The 15,702-nt window shown below is 61.6% G+C and carries 16 protein-coding genes; 7 read left to right on the forward strand and 9 right to left on the reverse strand.

The annotated features are described in order from the left end of the window. Positions 1-146: 146 nt before the first annotated feature. Genes CJEIK_RS10325 through mshA form a run of 4 tightly spaced genes read right to left on the reverse strand, consistent with a single transcriptional unit; the run spans position 147 to position 4,266 of the window. On the reverse strand, positions 147-1,445 hold the full coding sequence (locus CJEIK_RS10325) for a sensor histidine kinase (RefSeq protein WP_005292149.1): 1,299 nt from the start codon (positions 1,443-1,445) through the stop codon (positions 147-149). 35 nt (positions 1,446-1,480) lie between these two features. Then, positions 1,481-2,245: a phosphoglyceromutase gene (locus CJEIK_RS10330; protein ID WP_005292152.1), complete on the reverse strand. Its 765-nt coding sequence runs from the start codon at positions 2,243-2,245 to the stop codon at positions 1,481-1,483. 55 nt (positions 2,246-2,300) lie between these two features. Beyond that, a complete protein-coding gene (locus tag CJEIK_RS10335; protein ID WP_005292154.1) occupies positions 2,301-2,948 on the reverse strand; it encodes a type III secretion system chaperone family protein in 648 nt (215 codons plus the stop codon). A 58-nt stretch (positions 2,949-3,006) separates the two neighbouring features. Next, positions 3,007-4,266 (reverse strand): D-inositol-3-phosphate glycosyltransferase, encoded by a 1,260-nt coding sequence (gene mshA, locus CJEIK_RS10340; RefSeq protein ID WP_005292156.1) that lies wholly within the window; start codon positions 4,264-4,266, stop codon positions 3,007-3,009. A 157-nt stretch (positions 4,267-4,423) separates the two neighbouring features. Here mshA and CJEIK_RS10345 point away from each other — a divergent pair, with 157 nt between their 5' ends. The 4 genes from CJEIK_RS10345 (at position 4,424) to CJEIK_RS10360 (ending at position 8,367) form a co-directional block, all read left to right on the forward strand. Then, the gene (locus CJEIK_RS10345; protein WP_005292157.1) at positions 4,424-6,157 is read left to right on the forward strand and encodes a long-chain-fatty-acid--CoA ligase; all 1,734 of its coding nucleotides are present in this window, start codon (positions 4,424-4,426) and stop codon (positions 6,155-6,157) included. Positions 6,158-6,615: 458 nt separating this feature from the next. Next, positions 6,616-7,848 (forward strand): alkane 1-monooxygenase, encoded by a 1,233-nt coding sequence (locus tag CJEIK_RS10350; RefSeq protein WP_011274219.1) that lies wholly within the window; start codon positions 6,616-6,618, stop codon positions 7,846-7,848. Then, on the forward strand, positions 7,845-8,150 hold the full coding sequence (locus CJEIK_RS10355; protein WP_005292164.1) for a hypothetical protein: 306 nt from the start codon (positions 7,845-7,847) through the stop codon (positions 8,148-8,150). Before CJEIK_RS10350 ends, CJEIK_RS10355 begins: the two co-directional genes overlap by 4 nt. Positions 8,151-8,202: 52 nt before the next feature. Further along, positions 8,203-8,367, forward strand: a complete 165-nt coding sequence (locus CJEIK_RS10360; protein WP_005292166.1) for a rubredoxin — start codon at positions 8,203-8,205, stop codon at positions 8,365-8,367. 46 nt (positions 8,368-8,413) lie between these two features. On the opposite strand, the gene CJEIK_RS10365 is transcribed toward CJEIK_RS10360, so the two are convergent. After that, positions 8,414-9,718 carry a UDP-N-acetylmuramate dehydrogenase gene (locus tag CJEIK_RS10365; protein ID WP_011274220.1) on the reverse strand — a complete coding sequence of 435 codons (1,305 nt, stop codon included), beginning with the start codon at positions 9,716-9,718 and terminating at the stop codon, positions 8,414-8,416. Positions 9,719-9,741: 23 nt separating this feature from the next. On the opposite strand from CJEIK_RS10365, the gene CJEIK_RS10370 reads away from it, so the two are divergent. The 3 genes from CJEIK_RS10370 (at position 9,742) to CJEIK_RS10380 (ending at position 12,446) form a co-directional block, all read left to right on the forward strand. Then, on the forward strand, positions 9,742-10,239 hold the full coding sequence (locus CJEIK_RS10370; RefSeq protein WP_005292171.1) for a DUF2505 domain-containing protein: 498 nt from the start codon (positions 9,742-9,744) through the stop codon (positions 10,237-10,239). A 45-nt stretch (positions 10,240-10,284) separates the two neighbouring features. After that, positions 10,285-11,136 (forward strand): class I SAM-dependent methyltransferase, encoded by an 852-nt coding sequence (locus CJEIK_RS10375; RefSeq protein ID WP_005292173.1) that lies wholly within the window; start codon positions 10,285-10,287, stop codon positions 11,134-11,136. Positions 11,137-11,249: 113 nt separating this feature from the next. Next, positions 11,250-12,446, forward strand: coding sequence for an LmeA family phospholipid-binding protein (locus CJEIK_RS10380; protein ID WP_005292175.1), 1,197 nt, complete (start codon positions 11,250-11,252; stop codon positions 12,444-12,446). A 47-nt stretch (positions 12,447-12,493) separates the two neighbouring features. Here CJEIK_RS10380 and deoC read toward each other — a convergent pair whose 3' ends face one another. The 4 genes from deoC to CJEIK_RS10400 form a co-directional block, all read right to left on the reverse strand. Then, complete coding sequence (deoC, locus tag CJEIK_RS10385; protein WP_005292177.1) at positions 12,494-13,243, reverse strand: deoxyribose-phosphate aldolase; 750 nt, start codon at positions 13,241-13,243, stop codon at positions 12,494-12,496. Next, on the reverse strand, positions 13,240-13,554 hold the full coding sequence (locus CJEIK_RS10390; protein WP_005292178.1) for a DUF2516 family protein: 315 nt from the start codon (positions 13,552-13,554) through the stop codon (positions 13,240-13,242). Before CJEIK_RS10390 ends, deoC begins: the two co-directional genes overlap by 4 nt. Positions 13,555-13,559: 5 nt before the next feature. Continuing rightward, the gene (locus CJEIK_RS10395) at positions 13,560-14,864 is read right to left on the reverse strand and encodes a DUF445 domain-containing protein (RefSeq protein WP_005292180.1); all 1,305 of its coding nucleotides are present in this window, start codon (positions 14,862-14,864) and stop codon (positions 13,560-13,562) included. 500 nt (positions 14,865-15,364) lie between these two features. Then, positions 15,365-15,685 (reverse strand): hypothetical protein, encoded by a 321-nt coding sequence (locus CJEIK_RS10400; protein ID WP_005292182.1) that lies wholly within the window; start codon positions 15,683-15,685, stop codon positions 15,365-15,367. Between the last annotated feature and the right edge of the window lie 17 nt (positions 15,686-15,702).

Here is a 15,702-nt window from a genome sequence, read left to right on the forward strand (position 1 = left end):
AGCTGCTCAATAACCTTTCAAAGAAAAATTTTTAAAGCTACAGAAACTATCCGCCACTATCGTAACGTGCCCGCAGGCTTTAGGGAGTATCAACCCTCAAGACACCCAGTTCACTGGGGGATTACCGGAAGATAACCCAAAGGTCATTATTTGTTCTCTATGTCTGACTCTCTACCTTCTGTACCCAATGGACCAGTTGTGCCTTCTGTGGCCTGCGCGACATCCAAGCGCCGCGCATCCGGAATAACCGGAATCTCTCCGCTCGGCAGCTCCTTAGCCTTACCCTCCTGGAAGCGTGGGAGCTCCAAAGTAAAGGTGGAGCCCGTCCCTAGGCGGGACCACAGGGAAACAGTGCCACCGTGGTTGGCCATCACATGCTTCACGATGGCCAACCCCAGGCCCGTGCCGCCTGTGTCGCGCGAGCGAGCCTTATCCACGCGGAAGAACCTCTCGAACACGCGTTTCTGATCATCCTGGGAGATGCCGATGCCTCGGTCCGTTACGCGAATGATGACGTTATCGCCGTCTGCTTCGCGAGAAATGGATACGGGCGAGCCTTCCGGCGAATAGTTGATTGCGTTGGTCAGCAGGTTGGCGACGCTCGTAACAAGGAGCCCCTTATCGCCCTTCACCATCGCCCCGGAGCGCCCGTCCTTCACCAGGTCAATGTTGCGTGCTTCGGCTGCCAGGCGGCAGCGATCAATCGCGTCCTCGATAACCTTGTCGATGCTCAAAACCTCTAAGTCCGGCAGCGATTCCGCCCCCTGCAGCTTCGACAGGCTGATCAGCTCGGTAATCATCTGGTTCATGCGACGCACTTCGACGATCAACTTCGAGCCGAAGTATTCCACGGCTTCCTCGTCGTCGCGGACCGACATGAGCGTCTCCACCAGCAGCGAGATCGCCCCAACCGGTGTTTTGAGCTCGTGGGAGACGTTGGCCACGAAGTCTCGGCGGGCGGATTCCATGCGCACGGATTCGGAATCGTCGGTGGCGTAAACCACTGCGAAGCGGTCATCCGCGAGAGAGAGCAGCTGAACCTGCCCGGCCACGGCAATGACCGGACGGTTGCTGCGCCGCGGCGGGGGCAGGAAGTTCAGCTCACGTGGCTCCTGGTCGGCGAAAACCCGCTCCACCATCTTCCACGCTTCGGCGTTGAGGTTCCGCTCGTGCACCAATCCCAACTCGTGGGCACGTGGGTTGGAAAGCACCACGTTGCGTTTGCGATCCACAACCGCCACCGCGTCAGGCGAAGACTGGATAGCGAAGTGCAGAACTTGCGCCACCGTGGAAACGCGATTGCCCTCAAGCTCTCTTTGGGTGTGAGTGTTGCGCTGAGCCTTCACTCGCTTGCGGTAGGCCCACATGCCGAATGCGCCCAGGCACACACCGACAATCAGCCCAAAGAGCAGCCCGAGGGCAACCCCTGAGGTTAAAAGTCCCAAGGCAAAAATCCCAAGGCTAAAACTTAGCCCGGCTCTTACTTAGCCTGGCCCTGTGCAGCGACTGCTGCGGCACCCGCGGCGGCTGCCTCCGGGTCCAGGTAGTCGCCACCTGGGTTCAGAACCTTGCCGTCTGCGTCGATGTTGTAGACCAGCGGGATGCCGGTTGGGATGTTCAGGCCCGCAATGTCTTCGTCAGAGATCTTGTCCAGGTGCTTAACCAGCGCACGCAGGGAGTTGCCGTGCGCGGCGACCAGGACGGTCTCGCCGTTCTTCACGCGCGGCTCAATCTCTTCCTCGTAGTAGGGGATGAAGCGCTTCACGACGTCCAGCAGGCACTCGGTGGCTGGAATCTCGGACAGGTCGGCGTAGCGCGGGTCGTTGGTCTGCGCGTACTCGTTGTCAGCGTCGATGGCCGGTGGCGGAGTGTCGTAGGAACGGCGCCATGCCATGAACTGCTCTTCGCCGTATTTGTCCTTGGTCTCTGCCTTGTTCAGCCCCTGCAGAGCGCCGTAGTGGCGCTCGTTCAGGCGCCAGTCGCGCACGACGGGGATCCAGTGGCGATCCGCCGCATCGAGGGCGATGTTGGCGGTGGTGATGGCGCGACGCAGCAGGGAGGTGTACAGGATGGTCGGCTCCAGGCCGGCCTCCTTGATCATCTCGCCGCCGCGGACTGCCTCCGCGCGGCCCTTCTCAGTCAGTCGCACGTCTACCCAGCCGGTGAACTGGTTGGAGGCATTCCATTCACTCTGGCCGTGACGCAGCAGAATCAGATTTCCGTGGGAGTTGTTTTGCTCGCTCATACCCCCAATTCTGCCATGATGTGCGTCGGCATGCCTCTGAATTCGGCGGTACCGCCTATTCTTCTGAATCTACTTCCGATTCTTGTTGCACGTCGCCGTCAGCACCGCCGCGCTCCGTGCCGTCGCTAGTCCCGTCCAGGTCGGGGGTGCTCGGACTCTTTGCTTCGGACGCCAACTTGGAGCCCGGTGGCGGCGCCAATAACTGGACCTCCTGCTCGGAGGGCTTGAGGTGCGTGAAGGCCGCGAGGTTCATAGTCGGTTCGCCACGGGACAGGCGCCATGCCCACTCGTGGCGGATGGAGGAGGCGAAGCCACGTTCGAGGATGCGATTGAAGTCGGCATCCGCCCGCTCCAGGACCTGCCCCAGGATCCGCTGAATGTCCTCGCTGGTGGTGTTATCCGAGAACTGGCCGACCAGGTAGATGTCGTTGTTCCGGTCCAGTGTGTAGTGCACTCCGAAGCTGCGGCGGTTGGCGTGCAACAGCAACTTGTAGACCTCTTCCTGGCCTTCCTCCACCGCGCGGCAAACAAAGGCTTCCACTCGGAACATGCCATCCTGCGGAATAAAAAGGCAGTTCGTTTTCAGCCGCTTCTCCCCCGGCAAGACGACTACGACGGTGTCGCCGTCTCCGGCCGGCCCCTCGGGGAGGGTGTACTCGACTTCCGCTTCGTCCAGAAGTTCACAAATCCGTGTGCGATCCATATGCCCCAAACTACATTTCCACCCGCCCCGGCGCAGTCACCTTGGATTATCTCCGTTTTTACCCGGCCGGCTGACGCTCCCCACGGTGACCAGCGGGTGGCAGCTCCTCGTACAGCTTGTGCAGCGCCTCCGCGGAAGCCTGCCAGGAGAACTTGGCTGCATGGCTGGGAGCATATTCCCCCATCGCGATGCGCAGATCATCGTCCAACACCAGCTTGCCCAGCGCATCGGCCCAGTCGCTCGGATCGTGGCCGTCCACCAGCAGGCCGGACTTCCCACCATCCACCGCGATCGGCAGGCCGCCGGTGCGCGTAGCCACGACAGGCGTGCCGCACGCCTGCGCCTCCAGCGCCACCAACCCGAAGGACTCGTTGTAGCTGGGCACTGCCACAATGTCTGCCGCCCGGTACACGCCCACCAGTTCCTCGGGTGGGCGCGGGGCCAGGAAGCGCACGCAACGGCTAATTCCCAGCTCCTCGGCCAGCAGCTGCAGCCGCTCCAGCTCGTTACCGCCCGCTCCGGAGGACCCGCCGCAAATCACCACAGCCAGCTGCTGTTGGGGGTGCCGGTCTAACAGCTCGGCCACTGCTCGCAGCAGCACCTGCGGTCCCTTCAACCGCTGCAACCGGCCGACAAACCCAATGACCTTCGTCCGGAAGGGAATGCCTAGTTCACGGCGGGAACGCTCGGTCGCACGATCCGATCCAGGCGTGAAGCGATCGACGTCTGCCCCCGGTGGGACGACTCTGATCGCGCACGTGGTGGCGTCATAACCCTCAATAAGATCCTGCACCTCCTGGTCCGTGTTTACGATCAGCAGATCCGCATTGTCCACGATCTGTTGTTCGCAGATGCGGCGCGATTCCGGCTCGCGCGAATCGCCATCGGCCAGGGAGTTGTTCTTCACCGCCGCCAGCGTGTGGGCCGTGTGCACCCAAGGAACCTGCCAGAGATCGCGCAGCAGCCACCCAACCTGCCCGGAGAGCCAATAGTGCGAGTGGATCAGGTCGTAACTCACCCCTTCCTCTCGACAGAAAGCCAGGATAGAGCCCGTAAACGCCGCCAGCTGCGTGGGCAACTCCTCCTTCGACAGCCCCTCATACGGCCCAGCCACACAGTTGATCACCCTTAGCCCCGGGCGGACGTTGACTACCTCGCCCTGTAACGGGCGGGTCGCCCGGGTAAATACATCGACGATGACGCCCCTACGTTCCAGCTGCTCAGCAATGTTTTTGACGTACACGTTCATCCCGCCGGCATCCCCCGTGCCGGGCTGCTCGAGGGGAGAAGTGTGCATGGAGATCATAGCGACGCGCATACCGCCCAAGCTTAGCCAGATTAGAGCGGGGCTGGGGGTAGGTGGCGTCCACAAAAAATTGCTTAATTCCACCAAAGAAAACGAGAAAGTTAGATAGGGTGCCAAAGTAACGTGCATCACGTTTTGAAGACTGTTTCTTTAGACCTAAGGGATCTACATGACTGACACCGAGCGCCCAGAGGGAACGGCCTGGAAGGACAAGCCTTACCTGAAGTACTACGCGGAGTGGACTCCGCACAGCCTGGAGTACCAAGACGACACCATGGCTAAGCTTCTCGACCGTACTGTCGCCGAACACTCGAGCGCCGACATCCTGGACTTCTTCGGCCAGACGATGACTTACGGAGATTTCCTTAAGCAGGTCAAGAGCGTGGCCGCTGGCCTGCGCGAGCTGGGCGTGCGCCCCGGCGACCGCGTGGCAGTAACCCTGCCGAACTGCCCGCAGCACCTGATTACGATCTTCGCCGCCCACAAGCTGGGCGCCGTAGTGGCAGAGCACAACCCTCTGTACACCGCCCGCGAGCTGGAAGGCCCCTGCAAGGACCACGGCGCGAAGGTTGCGGTGGTCTGGGACAAGATCGCCCCGATGTTCCAGGAGCTTTCACGCACCACGCCGCTGGAGAAGATCGTCAGTGTGAACATGATCGACGCGATGCCGCTGGTGAAGCGTCTGGCTCTGAAGCTGCCGATCAAGTCGATCAAGGAAAAGCGCGACCAGCTGCACGGTGAGGCACCGGGCACCATCCCGTTCTCCCAGCTGCAGAGCGCCAAGTTTGGTGGCGACGGATCGGACATCGAAAACTCCCCGGAGACGACACAGGACTCCCCTGCGTTTATCCTCTTCACTTCCGGCACGACCGGTAAGCCCAAGGGCGCGCAGCTGACGCACGGCAACGTCATGTCCAACGTCGTCCAGGGACTGTCCTGGATCAGCGGCATCGGCGAGCGTGGCCAGGAGAAGTTCCTAGCCGCCTTGCCACTGTTCCATATTTACGGCCTGACCCTGACCGCCGCGTTGGCCGTATCCACCGGCGGCAAGCTGCTACTACTGCCGAAGCCGGAGATTCCGCTGATCGTGGACCAGCTTAAGCGCGAAACCCCCACCTACATGCCGGGCGTACCGACCCTGTACGACAAGATCCTGGCCGCCGCCGAAGAGCACAACCTGGACCTGCGCGGAATCGCCAACGCCCTGTCCGGCGCAGCGCCGCTGCCGGTGCACACCACCCTGGAGTGGGAGAAGAAGACCGGCGGCAAGATCGTGGAGGGCTACGGCCTGACCGAATCCGGCCCGATCCTCGTAGCCAACCCCGTTACCTCGGAGCGCCGCGCAGGCTACATCGGCATCCCGTTCCCGGATACGGAAATGCGCGTGGCCGACCCGAACGACTTCAGCAAGACCATGCCGGACGGCGAGCCGGGTGAACTACTGGCCCGCGGCCGCCAGGTTTTCCACGGGTACATCAACATCCCGGATGAGGATCAGCCGTTCCACGAGGATTGGTTCTGCACTGGTGACATGGCTGTGATGGAGCCGGACGGCTTCATCAAGATCGTCTCCCGCATTAAGGAAATGATCATCACCGGCGGGTTTAACGTTTACCCCGCCGAGGTGGAGGAGTTCCTGGAGGAGCACGAGCAGATCCAGAAGGCCGGCGTGGTTGGCCTGCCGCAGGACGACGGCTCGGAAGAGGTTGTCGCCGCAGTTGTTCTGGCGGACGGTGTCAGCGAGGCTGACTTCGACAAGGAAGCCATCCGGGAGTGGGCTCGCGAAGGTCTGACCCGCTACAAGGTTCCCCGCCGCTTCTTCGTCGTCGACGAGATGCCGGCTGATCTGATCGGCAAGATCCGCCGCCGTGAGGTTAAGGACCTGATCATGACGATGCTGTAGGCGGACGCTTCCCCTCTTCTAGCTCTTCCCGAGTTCGGCGAATACGCCGGGCTCGGGTTTCTGCTTTCTTGGCTCCCTAAGCGCCGAATGTCGCTAGAACGGGAATGCGTTAAAGGAAACTATTTTCACCTGCATAAAGTCGCAGGTTAGAGCGTTGCGCTGTTTTGGAACCTTGCGTTTCCATTTACAGATTCCTGTTCTAACGACATTTCCACATTCCACCCCTCCCGGAACCCCTCCTCCAACTACCTCCAAAGCCCTAATTTCATATTGTTGTGAAAACCATATGGTATTCTGTGTCACATGTGCGAGGCAGAGCGCTCCGCCATCCGGGCGCCATCCGGGCCCATCCACGCACCATTCGTGGGCCATACGTGCACGACTCGCACGCCAACTAGATACCAACTGAATACCAACCCCACACCATCGATATGCACAGGAATGCAGGTGAGTCGACGATGACAACCACGCAAAACCCAGCGCACACAGCCAACGGCGCTAGCACCTCTCCCGGTACGGCTCCAGCCAAGCGCCCACCCGGTTGGAAAGACTCCAAGAAGTACGCCTGGACTTTCAGCCTCGTTCCGGCGGCCATTCCACTGATCGTGTGGGGCGTTGCCTCCTGGCTCAAAGCCATCAACGGCCCCGACCTGCTGATCCATGTCACCTGGTGGGCCGGCCCCATTGCCGTGTTTATCCTGATCCCACTGGCGGACGTGATCCTCGGCCGCGATGGCGAGAACGTGCCGGAAGAGTTCGTCCCCTGGCTGGAAGAAACCAAGTACTACCGAGTGGTGACGTACCTCTACTTCCCCATCATGCTGGCCAGCCTCATTGCCTGCTGCTACCTATGGACCAGCTCGGACCTGTTGATGATCGACCGCCTGGGCCTTGCCTGGTCTATGGGCATGAGCTCCGGCATCGGTATCGTCGCTGCCCACGAACTAGGCCACAAGAAGGGCAGCTTCGAGCGTTGGATGGGCAAGATCACCCTGGCTGTCCCCGCCTACGGGCACTTCTACATCGAGCACAACAAGGGTCACCACGTTAAGGTCGCCACCCCGGAGGATCCGGTGAGCTCCCGCATGGGCGAGAACGTCTACACCTACCTGGTCCGATCCATCCCTCACCAGATCCCACGCGCCTGGAACATCGAGAAGAAGCGTCTGGCGCGCAAGGGCAAGTCCCAATTCCACCTCAGCAATGAGGTGCTGAACGCTTGGCTGGTCACCGTGCTGGTCTGGGGCGGGCTGTTCATCGCCTTCGGCATCTACATTCTGCCGTGGATGCTAATCCAGGCCGTGCTGGGCATCGCCTTGCTGGAGTTCGTGAACTACCTAGAGCACTACGGCCTGTTGCGGCAGATGCAGCCGGATGGCCGCTACGAGCGCTGCACCCCGGAGCACTCCTGGAACTCCGACAATCTGACCACCAATATTTTCCTCTACCAGCTTCAGCGCCACTCGGATCACCACGCGAATCCGACGCGCCGCTACCAGTCGCTGCGCTCGGACGTGAAAGCTCCGGAGCTGCCAGCCGGCTACGCGACGATGATCGCCATGGCTTCGATTCCGCCGCTGTGGTTCAAGGTCATGGATAGCCGCCTGATGAAGCACTACAACTACGACGTCTCCAAGGCGAACGTCCTGCCTGGCAAGGAAGAGAAGCTGGCTGCGAGGTGGCAGCGATGAGCACGACCGCCCCAACCGGAAGCACCATCAACCCACCCAACCCAACCACTCACTACCTGCTCAGTGGCGCTGGCACGGCGGTCGGTGCTTTCTTCCTACTGCTCGCGGTCTTGGGATTGTTTGGCGTCCCCGCTTTGAGCAACGTCGTGCCTTGGCCGCTATTGATCAGCCTTTTCTTCCTGATCCCCGGCATCGCCGGCTTGTGGCGGGGCCCCGGTCAACCATCGACGTACGAGATCCCTCGCCCTAAACAACGCAAGTTCACCGACAAAAACCGCGCGGCCAAGGCTGCTTCTAAGTGACGCCCCTAGCCCCCCACCTCAACCACTTCAGTGCAAGCAAAGGAGTTTCCCCATGTCCGTTTTCCAGTGCCCCGTCTGTGACTATCGATTCGATGAGGCTGTAGGCGATGCCGCCGAGGGCTTCGACCCCGGCACCTCGTGGTCCGAGGTGCCGGATGACTGGTTCTGCCCGGACTGCGGTGTCCGCGACAAAGTGGATTTCGAGCCGGTCGCCTAGCCCCAGCTAGCCTCAGCTGGTCCAAGCTGGTCTCAGCTAGCCTCAGCTAGTCGATGCTCACGCCGACCCAGATCGGCTCCGGCTCCAGCACTACTCCAAAGGCCTCCCGCACCCCGGTGCGCACGGCGCGCGCCAGTTCCACCACATCCGCGCTGGTCGCGGAGCCACGGTTGGTCAGGGCCAGAGTGTGCTTGGTGGACAGGGAGGCGCGTTCGTTTCCCGGCACATGCCAGCCCTTTGCAAACCCGGCGCGCTCGATCAGCCACGCTGCAGAGAACTTGTACTGCGGCTCGCCCACGCTCGCACCGGCACCACCGCCCGAAGCGTCGCCGCCGCTGGACTTCACCGAGTACAGGGGCATCGACTCCGCCTCGGCATCTCCGCACTTCTCACGCACAGCAGCCACCACCGCGTCGCGCGCCTCCTCGCCGGTGACAATCGGGTTCGTAAAGAAGGACCCCGCCGACCACGTATCGTGGTCCGCCGAATCCAAAACCATGCCCTTACCCGCACGCAGTTCCAGCACGGCCTGACGCACGTCCGTAGCGGGCCGGCGGATCTCCCCGGCAGCGGCCTCGTCCGCATCCACGCCTAAGCGCCGAGCCAGCTCTCCGAAGCGCAGCGGCACACTCAAACCGTCGGTGGTCAGCTGGAACTCCACGGCCGTCACCACAGCTCGCGAGGTGAACTTCAGGTTCGAGTAGCGATACCCCAGGTCGAGGGCAGACGGATCAACCCACTCGAGCTCCCCGCGCGTGCGGTCATATAGCTGCACGCGCCGCAGCACCTGCGCAACCTCCGCGCCGTACGCTCCGACATTTTGCACGGGCGTGGCGCCCACGGAACCGGGGATCCCGCTGAGGCACTCCAGCCCGCCGAGCCCCGCCTCAACTGTCGCGGCCACCAACTGGTCCCACTCAACCCCCGCAAAGGCCCGTACCACTCCGGTCTCGCGATCGATCATCACGTCGCCTTCGGCGCTCTTCTCTGCGGCGCCCTTTTTATCGACGCCACCTTCCCCACCGCCGGCACTCATCAGCACCACGACCAGCTGGGATACTTCATCCCCCTCGCCGACCACGAGGTTCGATCCGCCGCCGACGATGAGCAGCGGCTGCGTGTGGGCGTCCAAAAAAGAGACGACCTGGGCGACAGCCTCCGCCGAAGAGCATTCGACAACCCCGGCGGGCGCGGCGCCGATGCGCAGGGTGGTCATCTCAGCGAAGGAACGGCTAGTCACACGGGTACCGGGAATGGATACGGAATCGGCACCGGTACCGCTGAGGCGCTCCAGAAGGTGGCGTGCGCGTTCTTCGGACGTGAAATGTGCGTTATTAGTCGAATCAGTCACATCACTAAAGGTAGTCTGTTGGCATGACTACTCACAGCGAGAACACTGCAACGATTAACTTCCCTATTGAAAAGGTCTACGAGGCACTGTCCTCCGCGAACTACTGGGCATACGAGGTCGAGAACATCGGCGACGAGCCTGGCGAGGTAAACTCCTTCACCCCTGAGCCGATCGAGGCCGTGCTCTTCGAGCTGCTGCCGAAGTCCGCTCTGCCGGAGGCTGTGCGCGGCATGGTTTCCCAGGATCTGAAGCTCAAGCGCGTGGTCGAGTTCGGCCCGCTGGCTGACGGCACCACCACCGGTAAGGTCAACGCGGAGGTCAAGGGCGCTCCGGTTTCCTTCTCCGCTGACGTCACTCTGAACGGCTCCGGCGACTCCACTGAGCTGAAGGCCGACTGCGCTGTGGACGTGAAGATCCCGATGATGGGCGCCGTCCTGGAACCGAAGGTTGCCGAGTGGGTAGAGGAGTTCCTGACCCGCGAGGCCGCCCTGATCCAGAAGTGGATCAGCGACAACGCTTAGACCTTTAACGAAAACTCACTCATCTGAAAGGCTCGGTTAACCCGCGTGGCTGACCACGCCCACAATCTCAAGGCCCGTTCGTGGAATACGGACGGGCCTGTTGGCGTCCCTACCCGCGGAACGACTGGCTACAACCGCCTGCGCAAGTCCGACCGCTGGCTGGTGGCGCAGCCGCAGGTGCAAGCGCAGCTGCGAGGAGCCGTGCTGCACGAGCACCGCACCCCTGTGGCCGTCGACGTTGGCTACGGGGCCTCTCACACCACTACCTGCGAGTGGGCCCGGTGGCTGCGGACCATCGCACCCACGGTGGAGGTCACCGGCCTGGAGATCGAGCCTTCCCGTGTGCTCCCTGACCGCGAGGGCGTGCATTTCGCCCTCGGCGGCTTCGAGTTGGCGGGGTTGCAGGCAGACGTTGTGCGCGCCTTCAACGTGCTCCGCCAATACGACGTGGACCAGGTCCAGGCCGCATGGGACACCATGCGTGCGAATCTGCGCCCGGGCGGCGTGATCATCGAGGGCACCTGCGACGAGGTCGGCCGCCGTTCCTGCTGGGTACTCCTAGATGAGGCCGGCCCGCAGTCCCTAACCCTCGCATGGGACCCGCGGGACATCGAAAAGCCCTCCGATCTTGCCGAACGGCTGCCGAAGATCCTGATTCACCGCAACACTCCCGGCCACCTCATCTACGACGTCCTCGAGGAGCTCGACCGCTGCTGGGAACGCGCCGCACCACTGGCCGTCTTTGGGCCACGAGTGCGGTGGCGCTCGGCGAAGCAGGAGTTCTTGGGTTCTCTTGGTGACGCCCACGCTTTCGCGGCGCGGCTCAACCCGCGCCGCCGCTTGGCGGATAACTCAATTACCCTGCCATGGTCGTTGGTTTGCGAGCCTGTGAAATAACTATCTGTAGCTATGCGTTCTCTGCCAACTCTTTGCTTTGCTATGGGTTCACGTGGGGGCTAAGGCTAAAATACGGGTTGGCACAGCTCCGACGATAAGGAACACTGATACGGGTGACTAACCCACAAAACCCATCACAGAACCCGTCCTCGAATGCCGGCGGCAACGAGGACCAGACGGCTGTCTGGAATACCAGCGGCAGCAGCAACCCCAACCAGTACGGCTCTGGCTATGGCGCCCCGCAGGGGCAGCAAAGCTCTTACGGCCCGACCGGCCAGCCGGGTGGATGCGGCCAGCCGAACCAGCAGCTGCAGTTCGGCCAGCCAGGTCAGCAGGGCGCGTATGCGCACCCCGGCGCCTATGGTCAAGCAGGGCAGAACATGTTCCAGCAGCAGCCGAAGAAGAACAAGCTCTGGCTAAAGGTCCTTATCGGATTTTTGCTTGTCATTGTTTTACTGCTGCTCCTGGCTGAGTTTGGCCTCCGCTGGTTCATGAAGGACCAGATTCAGACCGCATTTAGGGAACAACAGCAGGAATCCGGTATTTCCGAGCCAGTTGACCCGAAGATCTCCCTGGGCGCCTCCCCTGTACTGCTGGGCATTATGCAGGGCAAGATTTCCCAGATGACGGTCGATATCCCCTCTACGCTGGACATCACCTACGAAGGGCAGGATAAGTCCAAGCCCAAGGTAACCGGCGAGCCCGAGATTCATCTGGAGCTTCGGGACATGCAGATGGATACCGACAATCCTGATGACTCAGTGGTGGGCGACCTGCGCCTGCGGACGGTAATCACCAAGGAGATGCTGCTGGCCCAAGCCTCCGAGAGCGCCAACGAGGGTGGCGGGGACAACCCACTGTCCGGTTTCCTGCAGATCACTGACGTGCGCCCCAACCCGGACAAGCAAACCCTCAGCTTCGAACTAACTGGCGGTCTGGCGACTTTTGAGGTCAAGCCGGTCATCCAGGACGGAAAGATGAAGATGGAGATGGAGAACGTCTCACTGCTGGGTATGGATCTTCCGGACTCCTTCACTCAGGACATGGAGTCGCAGCTGGAGGATTCCATTCCCGCTGATGTCCAGGGCGGCATGGACTTCGAATCCATTAACGTCACCGACGAGGGAATGGAAGTGCACATGCACGGCACGGACGTTAACTTCTCCGAGCTAGATACGGGCTCCGCCACCAGTGGCTCCAGTGGCTCCGGTAACGGTAGTGGCAGCGGATCCGGTAAATCCGAGGACGTGAACCTCAACCGCCCGTGGAAGGAAGACGGCCCGGTCGGCTCCTCCGAAATGGCCGCCTAGTGCCCTCTCTAGGCGCCCTACCGGGGCTCCCTAGCTAGGCGCCCTCTCTAGGCACCCAGCACCTTCGCTGCCGCGGAAACCCCCAGGCGGGTAGCGCCCGCCTCAATCATGTCCAGGGCCGCATCCCAATCCCGGATGCCACCCGAGGCCTTGATCCCCACCAGGCCCGCGGCAACGCGCTCTTCCTCCCCCATGCCGAACGGCGCCAGCTTCCCCAGCTTGCGTAGCTCGTCGGCCATGATGCTCACAGCCTCCACGCTCGCTCCACCCGCCGGGTGGAAACCCGTGGAGGTTTTCACGTAGTCCGCACCCGCCTGCACGCACGCGCGCACTGCAGTGCGCAGCTGCTCCTCATCCAACAGTGCAGACTCCACGATCACCTTCAGCACCAGCGGGTGTGGCACGGCCTCCCGCACGGTGATTAGCTCCGCCAGAAGCGCATTCTGATCCTTCGCCAGGGCCGCCGCCACATCGATCACCACATCGATCTCGTCAGCCCCCAACTGCGCGGCATAACGCGCCTCGGTGGCCTTCACCAAGGAGGCGTGCTTGCCGCTAGGGAACCCTGCTACGGTGGCGATGCGCAGCGTGGCGTCAGTACCCAAAGAACCCGAAGGCGGCACCGAACCCAAAGGCAGCATCGAAGGCGACACACACACTGCGCCGCATCCCAACTCAGTGGCCTCGCGAACCAGAGCCGCCACGTCATCGCGCGAAGCTTCGGGCTTCAACAGCGTGGCATCCAGAATTGCGGCGACGGCCTCGCGGGTGACCTTTGAACGGTCGAAATGGGTCACCAGGAACCACCCGCGTTATCCAGCACGTCGCGGATCGCGGGGCGCACGTCCTGCCAGTAAATACCGACGATTACGGCCGCGATGATCCACAGTAGTTCGATGGCAATAAAGAAGCTCAGGATGGACAGCGCCACCGCACCGCCCATCAGCATCAACCAATTCTGCTTTTCGCGATCGATCACCATAAAGGCATCGTCGCGCGTACTAGCCAGCTGTGCCAGGCCGACGGCCGCCAGCACGAAAATAGCGACCGCCAGTGCCAGATTGATGCCCATATATACGTTAGCCAACGTCGTAAAGACCATGTACATGCCACTCAGCCTAACGCAAAGATCAGCTCAGTCAGGGAGTAAATCGCTAGCCCGGCCAACGCGCCTACAATCGTGCCATTCACGCGGATGAACTGCAGGTCCTTACCCACCATTAGCTCGATCTTGTCGGAGGCCTCCTGCGCATCCCACCGCTCGACCGTCTCGCCGATGATTCCGGTGACCTCGCCCGCGTAATTATCGGCAAGGTAGCTGGCCGCCCCGACGATGCGTCGTTCAAGCTCTTCGCGCAGCTCCGGCTCTTCTTGGATGCGACGCCCATACGCCTCCACCCATTGCGCGATCTGCCGGCGCAGCAGGGAATCTGGGTCGCGGGACCAGGAGGTGAGTGTTGCGCGGGTGGACTCCCATAAGCGGCCGGGCATCGCGGTGACAGGCCCGGAGGTCATGACGTCATTCTTGAAGCCCTCCACCCGGGCGATCATCTTCTCATCGTGCTGGAGGTCCTGCGAAAGCTGGTAGATGAACGAACGCAGCTGCCGGCGGGCGTCGTGGTTGGGGTCTCGGCGAACGTCGCCGGTGAATTCCACCAGCTCGCGGTACACGCGAGAGCCTACGAGTTCGCGGACGAAGCGAGGCGCCCAGGACGGGGTGCGCTCGTCGATGAGGCGGACAACAAAGTCTTCTGAGGTGCGGGCCTTGTCATCCATCCAGACCACAATTGCATCGACGGCGGGTTCAGTGCGCCCTTCCCGAATGAGCTGCTCCAAGCCGCGGCCCAGCGGCGGGCCCCAGGTGGGTTCGCTGAGCTTGTCGATGACCAGGGCACGGAGGACCTGCTCTGCTTCCTGAGGGTTGATGCCGTTGACTGTGAGATCGATGATTTTGCCGGCTTCCTGGGAGACGCGGTTGGCGCCACCGTCGTTGACAACCCAGTCGCTGGCACGCTCCGGAATGCGCGCCTTGCGGAGCTTATCGCTGATGAGGGCCGCATTGAGGAAGTTCTCCCCCACGAACTCGCTGAGTGCGTGGCCGACCTGGTCCTTCTTCCGCTTGATGATGGCCGTGTGTGGGATGGGAATGTGCAGCGGATGGCGGAACAGGGCGGTGACGGCGAACCAGTCGGCGAGGGCACCGACCATGCCGGCTTCGCTGGCCGCGCGAACATAGCCGATCCAGGCGCCCGGGTTACCCTGGTATTCAAGCCAGCGCATAGCCACGTAGATAAGGGTTGCGATGACCAGTAGGCCGGTGGCGATGGCCTTGTGTTTGCGCAATTCCGCCCTGCGGGCGCCTTCGGTGGCCGGGTCGGGTCCAGGGACCTGGGACAGCGCTGTGTCAGAAGCAGTCATTGTTCAATTATGGCACCGGTAAGGGCATTAAGAGGGGTTCGCTGGGGGCTCCGGTAAGGCTTCGGCGGGGCTTCGGTGAGGGTTGAGTGAATACTGGTGGTCCGACTGCGCTGCGTAGTCGTCACAGCAGTCGCCGCCAACGGCGTCGCCAAACTCGCCGCCAAACTGAAAAATGTCGTTAGAACGAGAAAACGTTAAAGACAGAAGTTTTCATTTATACAAAAGGCCTGGTCAGAGCGCTGTAGATTCTTGGAGACCAAGATTCCGGCTTGCGTATTCTCGTTCTAACGACATCGCCCCCTAAGTAGCGAGAATTTCACCAGGCGCGCCCTACCCCAGCTTCCAGGCTTACCCTTCCACCAGGCACGCCCGTCCCCATCACCCAGACAAAGCAAAACCGCGCCACCAGAAGTGGTGGCGCGGTCTGCGCAAATGGAGGCGCCTTAGCTTTGGCTCAAGCGTTTCGCTCGCGCTCTAGCTTTGGCTTAGCAAGCCGTTAACTAGATGATGCGGCCGGAACGTTTCTTGTAGTCGCGGTAGTTCTTGCGGCCTGCGTGAATACACGCAGAGCCAGCAACTACAGCAACAACGGACATCACAACGCCGATAATCAGGTACGTCATGCCGTTCTCCTGAGTGCCGGACATGTTGGTAGCCAGACCGAACACGATGGTACCCAGACCCGGCATCAGCAGCAGCCAAAAGCCCATGCCGATCCAAGTGAGGGAGCGCTGCAGCGAAGAGTGCGGCGCATCAAAGCTGGACGGCTGGTAGCCATCAACGTAGTAACGCTCCATGTGCAGGTTCTCACTGAGTGCCATGGTTCTCTCCTACTTTC

It is taken from the genome of Corynebacterium jeikeium (genome assembly GCF_028609885.1).
GTDB lineage: Bacteria > Actinomycetota > Actinomycetes > Mycobacteriales > Mycobacteriaceae > Corynebacterium > Corynebacterium jeikeium.